This window comes from Maritimibacter dapengensis, from assembly GCF_019218265.1.
Lineage (GTDB): Bacteria > Pseudomonadota > Alphaproteobacteria > Rhodobacterales > Rhodobacteraceae > Maritimibacter > Maritimibacter dapengensis.
Genome location: NZ_JAHUZE010000002.1, coordinates 759,645 through 774,224 on the forward strand (window position 1 = coordinate 759,645; position 14,580 = coordinate 774,224).

Below are 14,580 nucleotides of genomic sequence, written 5' to 3' on the forward strand. Positions count from 1 at the left end.
ATGGGGGAAATATGGGCGGGTTGCTCATCAAGCAAGCGTTTCATGCGCAATGCCGATATGCGCGAGGCGCATAGCTTGTTGCGTGAGGCGCAAGTGTCTGAGTTGCCGCGTGTTCGGTTCAGCTCGACAGCATGGACGCCACGCGGGACCGGGCGATGCTCCGCCGCCAGTTCGTTTTTCCGTCGTCGATGAAGCTGATCGTGCTGGCCAGCAGCTTGGCATCGCGAATCTCGGTCGGGGACAGCCAATCCTCGGGATGGAGGGATTGGACTTCGGTCGGTGCTTCATCGACCGCACGGTCGATCTCGGATTCCAGGAGTTTTCGGTCGCCCAGAAAGGCGCGGTCGACATGGCGCGCGTCGTCAAGAAACGTGGCGCGCATCTTCTCGGCGAAGTCGCGATTGCCGGCGATCCGGTCGCCACGCGTTTCTTCGGGGACCTGTTTCGACATGACCTCGGCAAGTCCCCAGCCAAGCGCGTGATGACCCCATTTGTTGAGACGTGTCAGCGACATGTGCACGACGTGGAGGCGCATCAGGTCCTGCACAGACAACGAGGCGTTGGCGTCAGGGCCGGGGCGAATTTCAAATGTGTCTGACCCAAGGGTCGTCGTCAGGAAGTCTTCGAGGAGCGAGCCATTCGCCAGTTCTGAGCGGATGACGGGGCGTACGACATAAGCGTCACCGAACGCCTTGCGCCAGCGGTCGAGTCGAGGACCATAGTGAAGCGGCCCGGTGAACCGGTCGAATTGGCGGGTGAGAAGGTGGGTCGGGTTGTCGGGGGCCCAGCCGATCTTAATCTGTTCGGCCAGACTGGACAGAGCACGGCCAACGTGGGGACGCAGGTAGGCGATGACTGTGAGCGCATTGCTGTCCGGCGCGAGGCTGCGGGAGATATGGCCTCGCAGGCGCTCGGGGCTACACCATTCGAGTTCTTCGCCGGAGAGGATCGTGACATCACCGTTTTCTTCGCGCACCAGTTGGCTCAACTCTCGAAAGCTTTGCGACGGCGCGCCGGTGATCCGTGCTGCGGGCCTGGGCTTTCGAAGGCTGTCGGAGAGGTAGTTCTGGTTCCAGCGCCCCTTGGTCAGTGGATAGCACAATCGGGCGTCGCGAAGGCTTACGTCGCCCCGGGCGAGGGCGGCCTGGATCGTCGATGAGCCGGCTTTGTGGTCTCCGACATGGACGATCAGCTTGCCGTGCATCGGTTTTGGGCTCAGGGGCCAGGCCATCGGAGTTTCCGTCGTTGATCCGCGCTTGTTTGGCCAATGGGCCGGGAGGCGTCAAGGGCGGGACGGTTCAGCTTTCGCCGCTTTCCATCGCGAGCTTGCGATGTTCCATGATCTCCTCGGTCACGAAATCGCGGAAGGCGGCGATGCGCTTGGAGGCGCGCAGTTCCTCGGGATAGGCGAGGAAGACCGGAATTTCGCGGCTTTCGATCTCCGGCAGGACGCGCTCGATCTCAGGGAAGTCCTGAAGGATGTAGTCAGGCAGGATGCCGATGCCGAGACCGTTCAGCACGGCCTGCAACACGCCGAAATAGTTGTTCACGGTCAGTAGCGACTCGATGTTGTAGGTCAAAAGCTCCTGCGTGAAGGTCGCGCCTGCGGTGACCTGCGTGGAGTTCGTGTTCTGACAGATCAGGCGGTGATGTGTGAGATCTTCGACCTTTTCAGGCCGGCCATGGGCATCGAGATAGGTCGGGCTGGCGTAGAGGCGCATGTTCACGCTCATGAGCCGCTTGCGGATCAGGTCGGCCTGCGACGGTTCTTTCAGACGGATCGCCACGTCGGCTTCGCGCATGGGGAGGTCGAGCACCCGTTCTTCGAGCATGAGGTCGATCTTCAGGTCCGGGTATTTTTCGTAGAGCTTGGGAAGGCGCGGGGCGAGCCAGAGCGACCCGAAACCGGTCGTGGTCGTCACGCGCAATTCGCCGAACACCTCTTCCTTCGAATCCCGGATGCGGGCGACGGCGGCATCGAGGCGCTGGACCATCGCGCGGGTGGCATCGAACAGAAGTTCGCCCTGTTCGGTGAGAATCAGTCCGCGCGCATGGCGGTGGAACAGGGTGGCATTCAAGCTCTCTTCTAGTCCGCGAATCTGCCGTGAGACCGCGGATTGGCTCAGATTGAGCGTGTCGCCGGCATGTGTAAGGCTTCCCGCGTCGGCGACCGCGTGAAAGATTCTGAGCTTGTCCCAGTCCATAACGAAATGACTTACCCGATAATGAGCACGTTTGGGTTAAAGTCTTTCTCAAAACTTTTCGTGAATTGCCAGACTTCCGCTGCGGTTCTTTACAATTTTACACATCGTCACGCTTCCCCTAGCCTGATTGTGCTTATTCCATGATCGGAGGCGCGCGATGACACGGCAGGATGTGTCCCTCAGGGATAGATTCGACCTGACGAAATCCCCGGTGTTGCTCAACGGCACCCAGGCGCTGGTGCGGCTGATGCTGATGCAATCGGCCCGCGATAGTGCAGCGGGGCTGAACACGGCCGGCTATGTTACCGGGTATCGAGGCTCGCCCCTGGGTGGTGTCGATAGCTGGATGATGCGCGCGGCAAAGGAATTGACCGCTTCGAACGTGCGGTTCGAACCCGGTCTGAACGAAGACCTCGCCGCGACGGCCCTGTGGGGGTCGCAGCAGGCCGAGTTGCGCGGTGAAGGCAAGTATGACGGCGTCTTCGGCCTGTGGTACGGCAAAGGGCCGGGCGTGGACCGGTCCGGCGACGTCATGCGCCACGCAAACATGGCTGGCTCCAGCGTAAACGGCGGCGTGCTCATGGCGATGGGCGATGACCATACCGGCGAAAGCTCGACCGTGCTGCACCAGTCCGACTGGGCGATGGTCGATGCCTACATGCCGGTCCTGTCACCAGCGGGTGTTCAGGAAATCCTCGATCTCGGAATATACGGCTATGGTCTGTCACGCTTTTCCGGGCTTTGGGCCGGGCTGAAGCTGATGAAGGACACGGTGGAGGCGACGGCGGTCGTGGACGGGCGAGCTGATCGCATGTCGCTGGTCACGCCGGAATTCAAAATGCCCGACGGCGGGCTGAACATACGGCTGGTGGACGACCGTATCGTTCAGGAAGCGCGGATGATCGACTACAAGCGCTTCGCGGCCGAAGCCTATGCCCGCGCCAACCGTATCGACCGGCGCATGTGGGGCAAGGCGGGGGCCAAGATCGGTTTCGTCGCGGCGGGCAAGAACTGGCTCGATCTCGTTCATGCGTTGTCGCTTCTGGGGATCGACGAGACTGAGGCGGAGCGCCTTGGCATCACGACCTACAAGGTTGCGCAGACCTGGCCGCTCGACATGGAATCCTTCCACGAATTCGCCGAAGGGCTCGATCTGATCGTCGTGGTGGAAGAAAAGCGCAAGCTGATCGAGGTGCAGATCAAGGAAGCGATCTTCGACGATCGGCGCGGGCGCCGCGTCTATGGCTGGCACAAGGGCGACACGTGGGAACACGGGCGACAGATCGAGATGTTCCCGACGCGCTACGCGCTCGACCCGATGTTCATCGCGGAGAAGATCGGCGGCGTGCTGATCGAGGAGGGCCGCGAAACCGAAGCGATTCACGCCGGGCTTTCGCGCATCGCCGAGGCTCAGAAGGCGGACAATGCCGAGGCGATTGCCGCGCGGCTTCCGTATTACTGCGCCGGCTGTCCGCACAATACCTCGACCAAGGTGCCGGAGGGGAGCCGGGCTTATGCCGGGATCGGCTGTCACTACATGGTGCAGTGGATGGACCGCGAGACGCTGGGCTTCACCCATATGGGCGGCGAAGGCGTGAACTGGATCGGGGAAGCGCCGTTTTCCAATCGCGAGCATGTGTTTCAGAACCTCGGCGACGGGACATATAACCATTCGGGCATTCAGGCGGTGCGCGCGGCCATCGCGGCGGGCACGAACATCACGTTCAAGATCCTCTACAACGACGCGGTCGCGATGACCGGCGGTCAGGCCAACGAGGGTGGGTTGGACTCGCTTCGGATCGCACGCGAAATGCTGGCGGCGGGCGTGGAAAAGCTCGTGCTGGTCCATGACCCGAAAGAAGAGTTGGACACCGGGGCTTTCCCGCGGGATGTCGAAATCCGGACCCGCGACGAAACCGACAACGTGCAGAAGGAATTGCGCGAAATCAAAGGGGTAACGGTCCTTCTGTATGTGCAGACCTGTGCTGCCGAAAAACGCCGTCGTCGCAAGCGGGGCACGTTCCCGGACCCGGACAAGCGGGTGCTCATCAACACCGACATCTGCGAAGGCTGCGGCGATTGCGGGGTTCAGTCGAACTGCGTCGCGATCACGCCGGTCGAGACCGAACTTGGCCGCAAACGCGCCATCGACCAATCGGCCTGCAATAAGGATTTCTCCTGTCTGAAGGGCTTTTGCCCCAGCTTCGTGACCGTTGAAGGCGGCACGCCGAAGAAACGCGTGGCGGCGGATTTCGATCTGCCGAAAGTGCCTGACCCAGCATTGCCGGAGATCGACGGCACCTGGAACTCGGTCATCACCGGGGTCGGCGGCACCGGCGTCGTGACCATCGGCGCGATCATGGCGCAGGCCGCGCATTTGGACGGCAAGGGCGCGGGCATGATGGAAATGGCTGGGCTCGCGCAGAAGGGCGGCGCGGTGACGGTCCACCTTCGCATCGCAAACGCGCCCGAGGATATCTCGGCGATCCGGGTTGCCACGGGTGAATGCGATGCCCTGATCGGCGGCGAACTCGTCGTCTCGGCCAGTCCGCAGGTGCTGGGTCTTACGCAAACGGGGCGCACGGGGGGAGTGGTGGACAGCCACGAGATCGTTACCGGCGATTTCACCCGCGATACCGATTTCACGATCCCGAGTGACCGGCTCGAGCTGTCGCTGGAGGCGCGGCTGAAGGATCGGCTTCAGCTTTTCGACGCGACCGAACTGGCCGAGGCGCTGATGGGAGATTCGATCTATTCGAACATGATGGTGCTGGGTGCGGCATGGCAGCGTGGGTTGGTCCCGATCAGCCATGAGGCGCTGATGCAGGCCATCGACCTGAACGGACAGGCCCCGGAGCGCAACAAACGGGCGTTCGAGACAGGGCGTTGGGTCGCGCATGATCCAGAGGCGGCGCATGACATGGCCGACACGGACAAGGTCGTGGAGAAACCGCGAACGCTCGATGAACGGATCGCCTACAGAGAAGGCCATCTGACGACCTATCAGAATGCGCGGCTTGCGACTCGGTATCGCGCGTTGGTGGATCGTGCGCCGGATGAGGCCATGCGCGAAGCCATCGCGCTCGGGTATCACAAGCTCCTGGCCTACAAGGACGAATACGAGGTGGCGCGGCTCTTGCAGGATACGCGCGCCAAGGCCGAGGACGCTTTCGACGGCGACCTGAAACTGTCGGTCCTGCTGGCGCCACCGATTTTTGGCGGGGAAGGCCCCGATGGTCGCCCCCTGAAGCGGCGCATGAGCGAGGGCGTGGTGAAGGCCATGTCGATCCTGCCAGCGTTCAAGGGCTTGCGCGGCACGCCGCTCGATCCGTTCGGTTATTCGGCGGAACGCAAGATGGAGCGTGCTCTGATCGCGCAATACGAAGCCGACATGGACGAGGTGCTTGGGGCTTGGGAGAGTGGCAATCCCGAGGCGGGGGTGGCGCTTGCGCGGCTTCCGCTCGACATCCGGGGCTTCGGGCCGGTGAAGGAAGCGAACCAGGCCAAGGCTGCGAAACGGCGCGAAGAATTGCTCGCGGCATTCCGGGCGGGTCCGGACCATGTCGCCGAGGCTGCCGAGTAGCGTCACGCGGGCGTTACAGACGGAGGGCATATGGGCTGAAATCCAACGAGGATTCGGCCCATGCCCGGCGTCGCACACGACATCTCCTATGCCCACACGATCGAAGGCCGCATGCTGCGTGCTCTTGTCCGTGGTCTGGAAAATTCCACGGGTCGCCGGCGGCTGATCCTGCGGGCTCGGGGGTATGAGAAAGACCTGGCGACCGGGGCCGACTTCTGGTCAGTCATGGCGGCGCGTTTCGGGATCGAGGCCAAGATCGGCGGGGCCGGGATCGACGCGCTGCGGCGCGAGGGGCCATTGGTGGTCGTGGCCAATCACCCCTACGGGATCCTCGACGGTCTGATGATGGGGCATCTCCTGCGCGAGGCGCGGGGGGCGAAGTTTCGCATTCTGGCGCATGAAGTGTTCTCGCGGGCCCCGGAACTGCGTGAGGTGATCCTGCCCATCGACTTTGCGGGCACGCCCGAGGCCACGCGGCGCAACATCGAGACGCGGCGAAACGCGCAGGCCTTTCTGGCCGACGGCGGCGCTGTGGGCGTGTTCCCCGGCGGCACGGTGTCGACCGCGCCCACGCCGTTCGGGCGCCCCATGGACCCGGCCTGGCGGCTCTTTACCGCCAAGATGGTCGCGCGTTCGGGCGCACACGTGGTGCCGGTTTTCTTCGAGGGGCAGAACTCGCGCCTGTTCCAGCTTGCCAGTCACGTCGCCGTGCCCATCAGAATGGGGCTCTTGATCCGGGAGTTCAGGGCGCGAGTGGACGGGCCGGTCGGCACGATCATCGGCGCACCCATCGCCCCGGAAACGCTCGCACAATTCCGCGCGTCGCCCAAATCCATGATGGATTTCCTGCGCGAACGGACCTATGCCTTGTCGCCAACGCCCGTGGACTGGCGCGCCACGGGGTTCGAATTCGAAGAGCGGCACAAGGCATGAGGGCATGGCGGTAGGGATATTCGACTCGGGGCTCGGTGGCCTCACGGTTCTGGACGCGGTCACGCAGCGCCTGCCGGAAGTTCCCGTGGTCTATTTCGGCGACAATGCGCATGCGCCCTATGGCGTGCGGGATGCCGAGGACATCTACCAACTCACCACCAAGGCTGTCGAACGGCTATGGGACGAGGGCTGCGACCTCGTCATCCTCGCCTGTAACACCGCCTCTGCCGCAGCACTTCGCCGAATGCAGGAAAGCTGGCTGCCCGCCGACAAGCGGGTTCTGGGGGTGTTCGTGCCCCTGATCGAAGCGTTGACCGAACGCAAATGGGGCGACAATTCCCCGCCGCGCGAAGTCGCCGTGAAACATGTGGCGCTGTTCGCCACGCCCGCGACCGTTGCAAGCCGGGCGTTCCAGCGTGAGCTTGCGTTTCGGGCCATCGGGGTCGACGTCGAGGCGCAGGCCTGTGGTGGTGTCGTGGACGCGATCGAGGATGGCGACATGATCCTTGCGGATGCGCTCGTGCGCAGCCATGTCGACGCGCTCAAGCGCAAGATGCCGGAACCCGAGGCCGCGATCCTTGGGTGCACGCATTACCCGATCATGCAGGAGGCGTTTCAGGAGGCGCTGGGCCCGGAGGTGACGGTTTATTCGCAGGCGAACCTGGTTGCGGCGAGCCTCGCCGATTACCTCGAACGCCACCCGAAAATGGTCGGCGCGGGGACCGAGTCCAAGTTCCTGACCACGGGTGATCCCGCGCGCGTCTCGAACGGTGCGACGCGCTTTCTGCGACGAAAGATCGCTTTCGAAGCCGCGTGATTTGCGCGCATCGCCCAAACACCCTATTTACCCTGTCTGAACAGGACACGAGAGCATGACACACAAGATCGCCATTCTGGGCGCGTCCGGCTATACCGGCGCGGAACTCGTCCGGATCATCGCCACGCATCCGAGCTTCGAAATCGTCGCCCTTTCCGCGGATCGGAAAGCGGGGATGGAGATGTCCGAGGTCTATCCGCATCTGCGTGCGCTCGACCTGCCGAAGCTGGTGAAGATGGAGGAGATCGACTTCTCCGATGTCGATCTGGTGTTTGCCGCCCTGCCGCACGGGTTGAGCCAAGCCCTTGTGCGCGATCTGCCCGACACCGTGAAGGTCGTCGACCTCGGTGCGGATTTCCGGCTGCGCGATCCTCTTGAATACGAGAAATGGTATGGCGCGGAGCACGTGGCGGTCGAGCTTCAGAAAGAAGCGGTTTACGGGCTGACCGAGTTTTACCGCGACGAGATCCGGGATGCCAGGTTGGTCGCAGGCACTGGATGTAACGCCGCCACGGTGCAATATGCGCTGCGGCCACTGATCGAGGACGCGTTGATCGACCTCGACCGGATCATCTGCGATCTCAAGAACGGGATTTCGGGGGCGGGGCGGTCGCTCAAGGAGAACATGCTGTTTGCGGAGCGTTCGACCGATGTGCTCGGGTATTCCCAAGGCGGCAAGCACCGGCATCTGGCGGAATTCGATCAGGAGTTCAGCGCCATCGCGGGTCGAAAGGTCGAGATCGTCTTTACGCCGCACCTCGTGCCGATCAACCGGGGCATCATTGCGGATTGTTATGTCGAGGGTGACCCCAAGGCGATTCACAACAGTCTGGTCGCACGTTACGAGACGGAACCGTTCGTGACGGTTCTGCCCTATGGGCAGGCGCCGGGGATGGGTCAGGTGACCGGGTCGAACCAATGTCATATCGGGGTCATCGGCGACCGCGTGCCGGGGCGCGCATTGGTCGTGTCGACGCTGGACAACCTTGCGAAAGGGTCGAGCGGGCAGGCGGTTCAGAACGCGAATTTGATGCTTGGTGAAGATGAGACGGCTGGGCTGATGCTCGCGCCGATGTTCCCTTGAGTTATATCAAGGATCGGGTCACGCGCCCACGCTAGAAGCGTGCAGCTAAGGAGATTGTCGATATGTCGGGTATGAAGGGGCTGAAGAAGCGTCGCCGTATTCAGATTATCCTGTTCACGTTCCTCGCGCTCATCGTCGCGACGGGCTTGATCGGATTCGCCTTCCGCGACGGGATCAATTACTTCCGGTCGCCGAGCGAGATTCTGGCCGAGCCTCCGCAATCGACCGAGGTGTTCCGCATCGGCGGGCTTGTCGAAGAAGGCACGTTGCGCCGCGGGGAAAGCGAGACGGTGAGCTTCTCGGTGACGGACGGGGGGGCTTCAATCCCGGTGACGTTCACGGGCGTGTTGCCGGACCTTTTCGGTGAGAACCAGGGCATGATCGGCACCGGTTCCTATGTGGACGGTGTGTTCCTCGCCACCGACATCCTTGCCAAGCATGACGAGGAATACATGCCGAAAGAGGTGATGGACAGCCTCAAGGAACAGGGCGTGTATCAGGACCCGAACTCCTGATTTCTAAGGCGTTAACCATTTGATCGCACCCTGTGTCTCGCAGTCAGAACGCGAGGCACAGGCAGATGATATCGGTTCGAGACATCGCGGAAGCGATCGTCGCACGCGAAGGCGGCTACGTGAACGATCCCGACGATCCGGGCGGGGCGACGAACCACGGCGTCACCATCGGAACGATGCGCCGTCTTGGCATGGACCTGACCGGCGACGGCCGCGTGACGACCGAGGACGTGAGGGCGCTTTCGCGCGGGGACGCCGTCGATATTTTCATCCGGCATTATTTCGTCGACCCGGGGATCGCGCGCTTGCCTGAGGCTTTGCAACCCTCCGTGTTCGACATGTACGTCAACGCGGGTTCGAACGCGGTTCGCATTCTTCAGAAGCTCTTGTGCAAGATGGGCTTGTCCGTCGCCGTCGATGGCGTCATCGGGCCGCAGACCGCGGCGGCGGCAGAGACCGCGGCGCGCAAGGCTCCAGATCACATCGCCGACGCCTATGGGATCGAACGTCGGAATTATTACTACAGCCTTGCTGACCGGCGCTCCGCCAGTCGCAAATACGCGCGCCGGCGAGACGGCGGCAAAGGGGGTTGGATCACGCGGGCAGAGGAGTTCATCTCTCCGAAATACCATCTCAGCGAGGCTGAGCATCGCGCGCGGGTGGCGAAATGGGGGTGATCGACGGTGCCATGAACCTCGTTTTCGGCGGGGGTCGGAACGTGGTCAGCGAAACGATGGGGGTGTTTCGCGAAAATGCGGAGGCTCAGGCGCAGCGGGAGGCGCAGTTGCAGGCGGCAGCGCTCGGGCAATTCGCGTCGGAATTCCAGGTCGAGAGAAAGTCGGTCTGGGACCGATTCATTGACGGGGTCAACCGCATCCCGCGACCCGCTCTGGCACTCGGCACACTGGGGCTTTTCGTCTCGGCTATGGTGGACCCGGTGTGGTTCGCCGCGCGGATGAACGGGATCGCCCTGGTCCCGGAACCGCTCTGGTGGCTGCTGGGCGCGATCGTGAGTTTTTACTTCGGCGCGCGCCATCAGGTGAAAAGCCAGGAATTCCAACGCTCTTTCGCAACGACGATCGCGTCGACGAGCAATGTCGTCCACAATCTTGGAGTGCTGGACGCGCTGGCCCGCGATCGGGACGGGGGCGATGACGCCAATCCCGCGTTGAACGAGTGGCTGCGCGATGAGCGCTGACACGCTGATCAAGATCCTTTCGGATCACGGTCCGTGGGTGCTTCTGGTCTTCTACCTGCTTTGGCGGGACTTGCAGAAGGATCAGGCGACGCGCGCGGTGCTCGACAAGAACTCCGCCATCCTGATCGAGATCACGACAATCATCCGGGAACGGCTTCCGAGCCGGGGCAGGGACCTGTGACCCGGTCGATGCGACAGTTCTTCCGCTCGACCTGGGCACTTCTGGCAGGCGTCAGGCTTACGCGTGCGTTGGAACGGCACCAATGCGCGTCCGAAACACTGGATCGTGCCGTGCGAGAGGTATTGGGGCATGAAACAGGCGATATGGCTGGTCGCAATGACGGTGGCCGCACTTGAACTGGCCTTCCTGCGCTTGGGATTCGACGTGGTTGCGGATGTCGCATACGGCACGATCGCGATCATGGCACTGCTGATCGCCTGCACGTTTCTCTGGCTCTGGTTCGAACGCACGACGCCTCTAGCGATTGGCATGGTCGTGTCCTGGCTCGGAATCTCGTGGATGGCCGGCTGGTGGTGGGCCTACAACCTGATGGGAACGCCGACATGGGCGCAGGACCATCCCGCATTGTTCGCCGTCCTCGCGCTACCGATTGTCGGCGCGGTGCTCCATTTCGCGGTCATACAACGCAGTTTCGGCTTTCACGGATTGCATTTCCTGTGGCCGGTTCTTGGCGCCATCGCCGTATCTTGCGCCGTTCACGTGGTTCATATCGGTTTCTGACAAACCGGCGTCAATCAGAACCTCACCGCGTAACCGGCCCATATATGGCCACCGATTTTCAGCTCGTTCTCAGCGTCTTTGTCGGAACTATCCGAGTAAGGCACATAATCGCGGGGTTTCGGTGTTTTCGGGAGTGCGGGTGGCTTCGACAGCGCCTCCGCCCGCGCGGCGCGCGCCGGATCGGCTCTCCAGTCGAAGAGATCATTTCTTGCGGTCGTGCCGTCCTGCGCCCATGAGGGGCAGGCTGATGCGACAACGATAATGAACGCAAGCTTTCTCATGCCGACATCATCTCACGATCTGCGCGGCAAGGCGAGCCTGCCGCGCAGTCTTGTCGTGTTCGGGGTCAGAACGTGTAGTTCAGACCGACCTTGCCGGCGTAATTGGCCGCGCCGCCGGCTGTTGGCTGATAACGATCGACGCCGGCGCGTACGGAGACGCCGTTGCCGACATCGTATTGACCGCCGCCGCCCACGGTCCAGACGCCTGCGCCCGTGCCGTCGACACCGGCCCCGGCCGAGACATAGGCCATGAAGGGTGAGCCGAAATCGTAACCCAGACGCGCGGCACCGGTGTAGACCGTCGGGCCGCCCATTGGCCGGTAGACATCGACTTCGCCGCCGACGTAGCCACCGGGCGCGAATTCATACATGTAACCGGCCTGACCGCCGAAGCCGTACGTGTTCGGCGTCGTCGAGAAATTGCCCGAACCATAGGCCCCGAGATAGAACCCGTCGAAATCACCTGCATAGGCGACACCGCCCATCGTGCCCAGCGTGAGGCCTGTCGCGAGAAGCGTTGTCTTGATCGGATATGCCATAATACCTCCATTGATTTGGTACGGGCAGACTCACCTCGCACCATTTGCTCGTTGCGCTCAATTTACCCAATGCGCGCCCGTGTCACGATGTTCCGAGACGCGGGCGCTCGTTTCGGCATATCGCCGCCAGATTTCGCTTCAGCCTTTGCGACAATCTGCCCATGACAAATCCGCGACATTCACGCACGGCCCATTGGCGAGAATGCGCAAAAGCACTAAAAGCCTCGCATGATAGCTGAACTCGGACATATGGCACTTATCCTCGCCTTCGGCGTGGCCATCGTGCAAACGATCGTGCCTTTCATCGGCGCGCAGAAAGGGTGGTCTGGCTGGATGGCCATCGCTGCACCTGCCGCGACGCTCCAATTCCTTCTCGTCGGAGCCGCCTTTGCCGCGTTGACCTACGCCTTTGTCGTTTCGGATTTCTCGCTCAGGGTGGTCGTGCTAAATTCGCACAGCGCCAAACCGATGCTCTACAAGGTGTCGGGCGTCTGGGGGAACCACGAAGGGTCGATGATGCTGTGGGTGCTGATCGTTACCCTGTTCGGCGCGATGGCAGCCTGGTTCGGGAGCGGGCTTCCGCCGCGCCTGAAAGCCAACGTTCTTTCCGTGCAAAGCGCGATTGGCGTGGCGTTCCTCGCCTTCATCCTGTTCACGTCGAACCCGTTCTTGCGGGTGGCGCAGCCGCCGTTTGACGGGCAGGACCTCAACCCGCTTCTGCAAGACCCCGGCCTCGCGTTTCATCCGCCGTTCCTCTACCTCGGCTATGTCGGCCTTTCGATGGCGTTTTCCTTCGCCGTCGCGGCACTGATAGAGGGCCGGGTCGATGCGGCCTGGGCGCGTTGGGTGCGGCCCTGGACGCTGGCGGCCTGGGTCTTCCTGACCGTCGGCATCGCGCTCGGCTCGTGGTGGGCCTATTACGAGCTCGGCTGGGGCGGGTTCTGGTTCTGGGACCCGGTCGAAAACGCAAGCTTCATGCCGTGGCTTTTTGCCGCCGCGCTCCTGCATTCCGCGATCGTCGTGGAAAAACGCGAGGCGTTGAAAAGCTGGACCATCCTGCTTGCCATCCTCGCCTTCGGCTTCTCGCTGATCGGCACCTTCCTTGTGCGCTCCGGTGTCATCACCTCGGTGCATGCCTTCGCCAACGACCCTGAACGCGGGGTGTTCATCCTGATGATTCTCGCCGTTTTCACCGGAGGTGCACTGACGCTTTTCGCGGCTCGGGCGGGAACGATGGAGGCCAAAGGCGTCTTCGCGATGGTCAGCCGGGAAAGCGCGCTGGTCTTCAACAACATCCTGCTCGCCGTGTCCTCGATCGTGGTGTTCATCGGAACGATCTGGCCCCTGGTGGCCGAGATGTTCTTCGACCGCAAACTTTCGGTCGGCGCTCCGTTTTTCGAAGCGGCGTTCACGCCGTTCATGGTGGCGCTCGCACTTCTCCTGCCCGTTGGCGCAATGCTTCCATGGAAACGTGCGAAGCTCGGGCGCGTGGTCAAACCGCTCGTTCCGGCGGCGATCCTTGCCGTTGCGGTGTTCTTGCTTGTGTGGGCCATCCAGAGCCAACGCACTATTCTCGGCCCTGTGGGCTTCCTGCTTGGAGCGTGGCTGGTTGCCGGCGCGGCGACCGACCTGTGGAGCCGTCTCGGGCGCGGGGCGCTCTCGAACCGTTTCGGCCGCCTTGCACGCCTCCCCCGGGCCGATTGGGGGCGTGTCGTCGCGCACACCGGGCTCGGCGTCGTGTTCATGGGGATTTCCGGGCTGATGGCCTGGCAGGTGGAGGATATCCGTGTCGCGCGTTCGGCCGAACCTTTCGATGTGGCGGGATACGAGGTGATGATCCGCGAGGTCCGCGAAGAGCGGGGGCCGAACTACCTGTCCACCGTTGCGGATATCGAGGTCAGCCGGAACGGGCGGGACCTTGCGGTGCTGCAACCGGAGAAACGGGTTTACCCCGTGCAGGCCATGCCGACCACCGAGGCGGCCATTCTCAACGGGTTCTGGCGTGATATCTACGTGGTGATCGGTGACGCGCAATCCGACGGTGGATATGCGGTCAGGACGTTCATCAAACCCTTCGCCAACTGGATCTGGGCCGGGGCGATCATCATGGCGCTCGGCGGACTTCTGAGCCTTTCGGACCGGCGCTATCGCGTCGCCGCCGGAGCGTCGCGCCAGATGCGCAGCACCGGGGTGCCTGCGGAATGAAGCGGCTCTTGTTTCTCCTCGCTTTCATCGCGACCCCTGCGTTCGCCGTGAACCCGGACGAGGTTCTGGACGATCCGGCGCTGGAGGCGCGCGCCCGCGAGATTTCGGCAGGGCTGCGCTGCGTGGTCTGTCGGGGGGAGAATATCGACGAGAGCAACGCCTCGATCGCACGCGACTTGCGGCTTCTGGTGCGTGAACGCCTTGTCGCCGGCGACAGCAACGAAGAGGTGACGGAATTCGTCGTCGAGCGATATGGCGAATACGTCCTGATGAAACCGAACACCTCCGGGGCCAATCTGCTTTTGTGGCTGGCGGGGCCGGCGCTGTTCGTGGCCGCCGCGTTCGGTGCGCTCGTCTACCTTCGTGGACGTTCCACGGCGAAGGAGCCGGGTGAGACGGGACTATCCGCCGAAGAACGGGCGCGCATCGCGGAACTGACCGGCAAGAGCGGCGAGTGACGGCGCGTCCGTCTTTCCTTC

Annotated in this window: 15 protein-coding genes; 11 read left to right on the plus strand and 4 right to left on the minus strand. The window is 62.7% G+C overall.

Features of this window, described 5'->3' with window-relative positions:
* Positions 1-118: 118 nt before the first annotated feature.
* Both KJP28_RS10100 and KJP28_RS10105 read right to left on the minus strand, forming a co-directional pair.
* Positions 119-1,231, minus strand: a complete 1,113-nt coding sequence (locus KJP28_RS10100; RefSeq protein WP_218392423.1) for a hypothetical protein — start codon at positions 1,229-1,231, stop codon at positions 119-121.
* A 67-nt stretch (positions 1,232-1,298) separates the two neighbouring features.
* Positions 1,299-2,204 carry a LysR family transcriptional regulator gene (locus tag KJP28_RS10105; RefSeq protein ID WP_218392424.1) on the minus strand — a complete coding sequence of 302 codons (906 nt, stop codon included), beginning with the start codon at positions 2,202-2,204 and terminating at the stop codon, positions 1,299-1,301.
* 157 nt (positions 2,205-2,361) lie between these two features.
* On the opposite strand from KJP28_RS10105, the gene KJP28_RS10110 reads away from it, so the two are divergent.
* The 9 genes from KJP28_RS10110 to KJP28_RS10150 all read left to right on the plus strand — a co-directional run bounded on the left by KJP28_RS10110 (position 2,362) and on the right by KJP28_RS10150 (position 11,076).
* Positions 2,362-5,787 (plus strand): indolepyruvate ferredoxin oxidoreductase family protein, encoded by a 3,426-nt coding sequence (locus tag KJP28_RS10110; RefSeq protein ID WP_218392425.1) that lies wholly within the window; start codon positions 2,362-2,364, stop codon positions 5,785-5,787.
* 60 nt (positions 5,788-5,847) lie between these two features.
* Positions 5,848-6,720: a lysophospholipid acyltransferase family protein gene (locus tag KJP28_RS10115; RefSeq protein WP_218392426.1), complete on the plus strand. Its 873-nt coding sequence runs from the start codon at positions 5,848-5,850 to the stop codon at positions 6,718-6,720.
* A 4-nt stretch (positions 6,721-6,724) separates the two neighbouring features.
* Positions 6,725-7,537, plus strand: a complete 813-nt coding sequence (gene murI / locus KJP28_RS10120; protein WP_218392427.1) for a glutamate racemase — start codon at positions 6,725-6,727, stop codon at positions 7,535-7,537.
* 55 nt (positions 7,538-7,592) lie between these two features.
* Positions 7,593-8,621, plus strand: a complete 1,029-nt coding sequence (gene argC, locus KJP28_RS10125; RefSeq protein WP_218392428.1) for an N-acetyl-gamma-glutamyl-phosphate reductase — start codon at positions 7,593-7,595, stop codon at positions 8,619-8,621.
* 71 nt (positions 8,622-8,692) lie between these two features.
* On the plus strand, positions 8,693-9,136 hold the full coding sequence (gene ccmE / locus KJP28_RS10130; protein WP_218392853.1) for a cytochrome c maturation protein CcmE: 444 nt from the start codon (positions 8,693-8,695) through the stop codon (positions 9,134-9,136).
* 65 nt (positions 9,137-9,201) lie between these two features.
* The gene (locus KJP28_RS10135) at positions 9,202-9,813 is read left to right on the plus strand and encodes a holin-associated N-acetylmuramidase (protein WP_218392429.1); all 612 of its coding nucleotides are present in this window, start codon (positions 9,202-9,204) and stop codon (positions 9,811-9,813) included.
* Complete coding sequence (locus KJP28_RS10140; RefSeq protein WP_218392430.1) at positions 9,804-10,334, plus strand: holin family protein; 531 nt, start codon at positions 9,804-9,806, stop codon at positions 10,332-10,334. The genes KJP28_RS10135 and KJP28_RS10140 overlap by 10 nt, the downstream gene beginning before the upstream one ends.
* Positions 10,324-10,515, plus strand: a complete 192-nt coding sequence (locus tag KJP28_RS10145; protein ID WP_218392431.1) for a hypothetical protein — start codon at positions 10,324-10,326, stop codon at positions 10,513-10,515. The genes KJP28_RS10140 and KJP28_RS10145 overlap by 11 nt, the downstream gene beginning before the upstream one ends.
* A 129-nt stretch (positions 10,516-10,644) precedes the next feature.
* Positions 10,645-11,076 (plus strand): hypothetical protein, encoded by a 432-nt coding sequence (locus tag KJP28_RS10150; protein WP_218392432.1) that lies wholly within the window; start codon positions 10,645-10,647, stop codon positions 11,074-11,076.
* A 14-nt stretch (positions 11,077-11,090) separates the two neighbouring features.
* Here the strand turns inward: KJP28_RS10150 and KJP28_RS10155 are convergent, their stop codons facing one another.
* Positions 11,091-11,357 (minus strand): hypothetical protein, encoded by a 267-nt coding sequence (locus tag KJP28_RS10155; protein WP_218392433.1) that lies wholly within the window; start codon positions 11,355-11,357, stop codon positions 11,091-11,093.
* Between the two features lie 65 nt (positions 11,358-11,422).
* Positions 11,423-11,896, minus strand: coding sequence for a hypothetical protein (locus KJP28_RS10160; protein ID WP_218392434.1), 474 nt, complete (start codon positions 11,894-11,896; stop codon positions 11,423-11,425).
* Positions 11,897-12,124: 228 nt separating this feature from the next.
* Between KJP28_RS10160 and KJP28_RS10165 the strand changes: the two genes are divergently transcribed.
* Together KJP28_RS10165 and KJP28_RS10170 are read left to right on the plus strand one after the other, a co-directional pair.
* Positions 12,125-14,101, plus strand: a complete 1,977-nt coding sequence (locus KJP28_RS10165; RefSeq protein ID WP_218392435.1) for a heme lyase CcmF/NrfE family subunit — start codon at positions 12,125-12,127, stop codon at positions 14,099-14,101.
* A complete protein-coding gene (locus KJP28_RS10170; RefSeq protein ID WP_218392436.1) occupies positions 14,098-14,559 on the plus strand; it encodes a cytochrome c-type biogenesis protein in 462 nt (153 codons plus the stop codon). The genes KJP28_RS10165 and KJP28_RS10170 overlap by 4 nt, the downstream gene beginning before the upstream one ends.
* Positions 14,560-14,580 lie beyond the last annotated feature (21 nt).

Coding starts and splice junctions, on each gene's coding strand:
- KJP28_RS10115 (WP_218392426.1), top strand. CDS start 5,848: ATGCCCGGCGTCGCACACGACATCTCCTATGCCCACACGATCGAAGGC.
- KJP28_RS10140 (WP_218392430.1), top strand. CDS start 9,804: ATGGGGGTGATCGACGGTGCCATGAACCTCGTTTTCGGCGGGGGTCGG.
- ccmE (WP_218392853.1), top strand. CDS start 8,693: ATGAAGGGGCTGAAGAAGCGTCGCCGTATTCAGATTATCCTGTTCACG.
- KJP28_RS10105 (WP_218392424.1), bottom strand. CDS start 2,204: ATGGACTGGGACAAGCTCAGAATCTTTCACGCGGTCGCCGACGCGGGA.
- KJP28_RS10170 (WP_218392436.1), top strand. CDS start 14,098: ATGAAGCGGCTCTTGTTTCTCCTCGCTTTCATCGCGACCCCTGCGTTC.
- KJP28_RS10150 (WP_218392432.1), top strand. CDS start 10,645: ATGAAACAGGCGATATGGCTGGTCGCAATGACGGTGGCCGCACTTGAA.
- KJP28_RS10110 (WP_218392425.1), top strand. CDS start 2,362: ATGACACGGCAGGATGTGTCCCTCAGGGATAGATTCGACCTGACGAAA.
- KJP28_RS10100 (WP_218392423.1), bottom strand. CDS start 1,231: ATGGCCTGGCCCCTGAGCCCAAAACCGATGCACGGCAAGCTGATCGTC.
- KJP28_RS10165 (WP_218392435.1), top strand. CDS start 12,125: ATGATAGCTGAACTCGGACATATGGCACTTATCCTCGCCTTCGGCGTG.
- KJP28_RS10145 (WP_218392431.1), top strand. CDS start 10,324: ATGAGCGCTGACACGCTGATCAAGATCCTTTCGGATCACGGTCCGTGG.
- murI (WP_218392427.1), top strand. CDS start 6,725: ATGGCGGTAGGGATATTCGACTCGGGGCTCGGTGGCCTCACGGTTCTG.
- KJP28_RS10135 (WP_218392429.1), top strand. CDS start 9,202: ATGATATCGGTTCGAGACATCGCGGAAGCGATCGTCGCACGCGAAGGC.
- KJP28_RS10155 (WP_218392433.1), bottom strand. CDS start 11,357: ATGAGAAAGCTTGCGTTCATTATCGTTGTCGCATCAGCCTGCCCCTCA.
- KJP28_RS10160 (WP_218392434.1), bottom strand. CDS start 11,896: ATGGCATATCCGATCAAGACAACGCTTCTCGCGACAGGCCTCACGCTG.
- argC (WP_218392428.1), top strand. CDS start 7,593: ATGACACACAAGATCGCCATTCTGGGCGCGTCCGGCTATACCGGCGCG.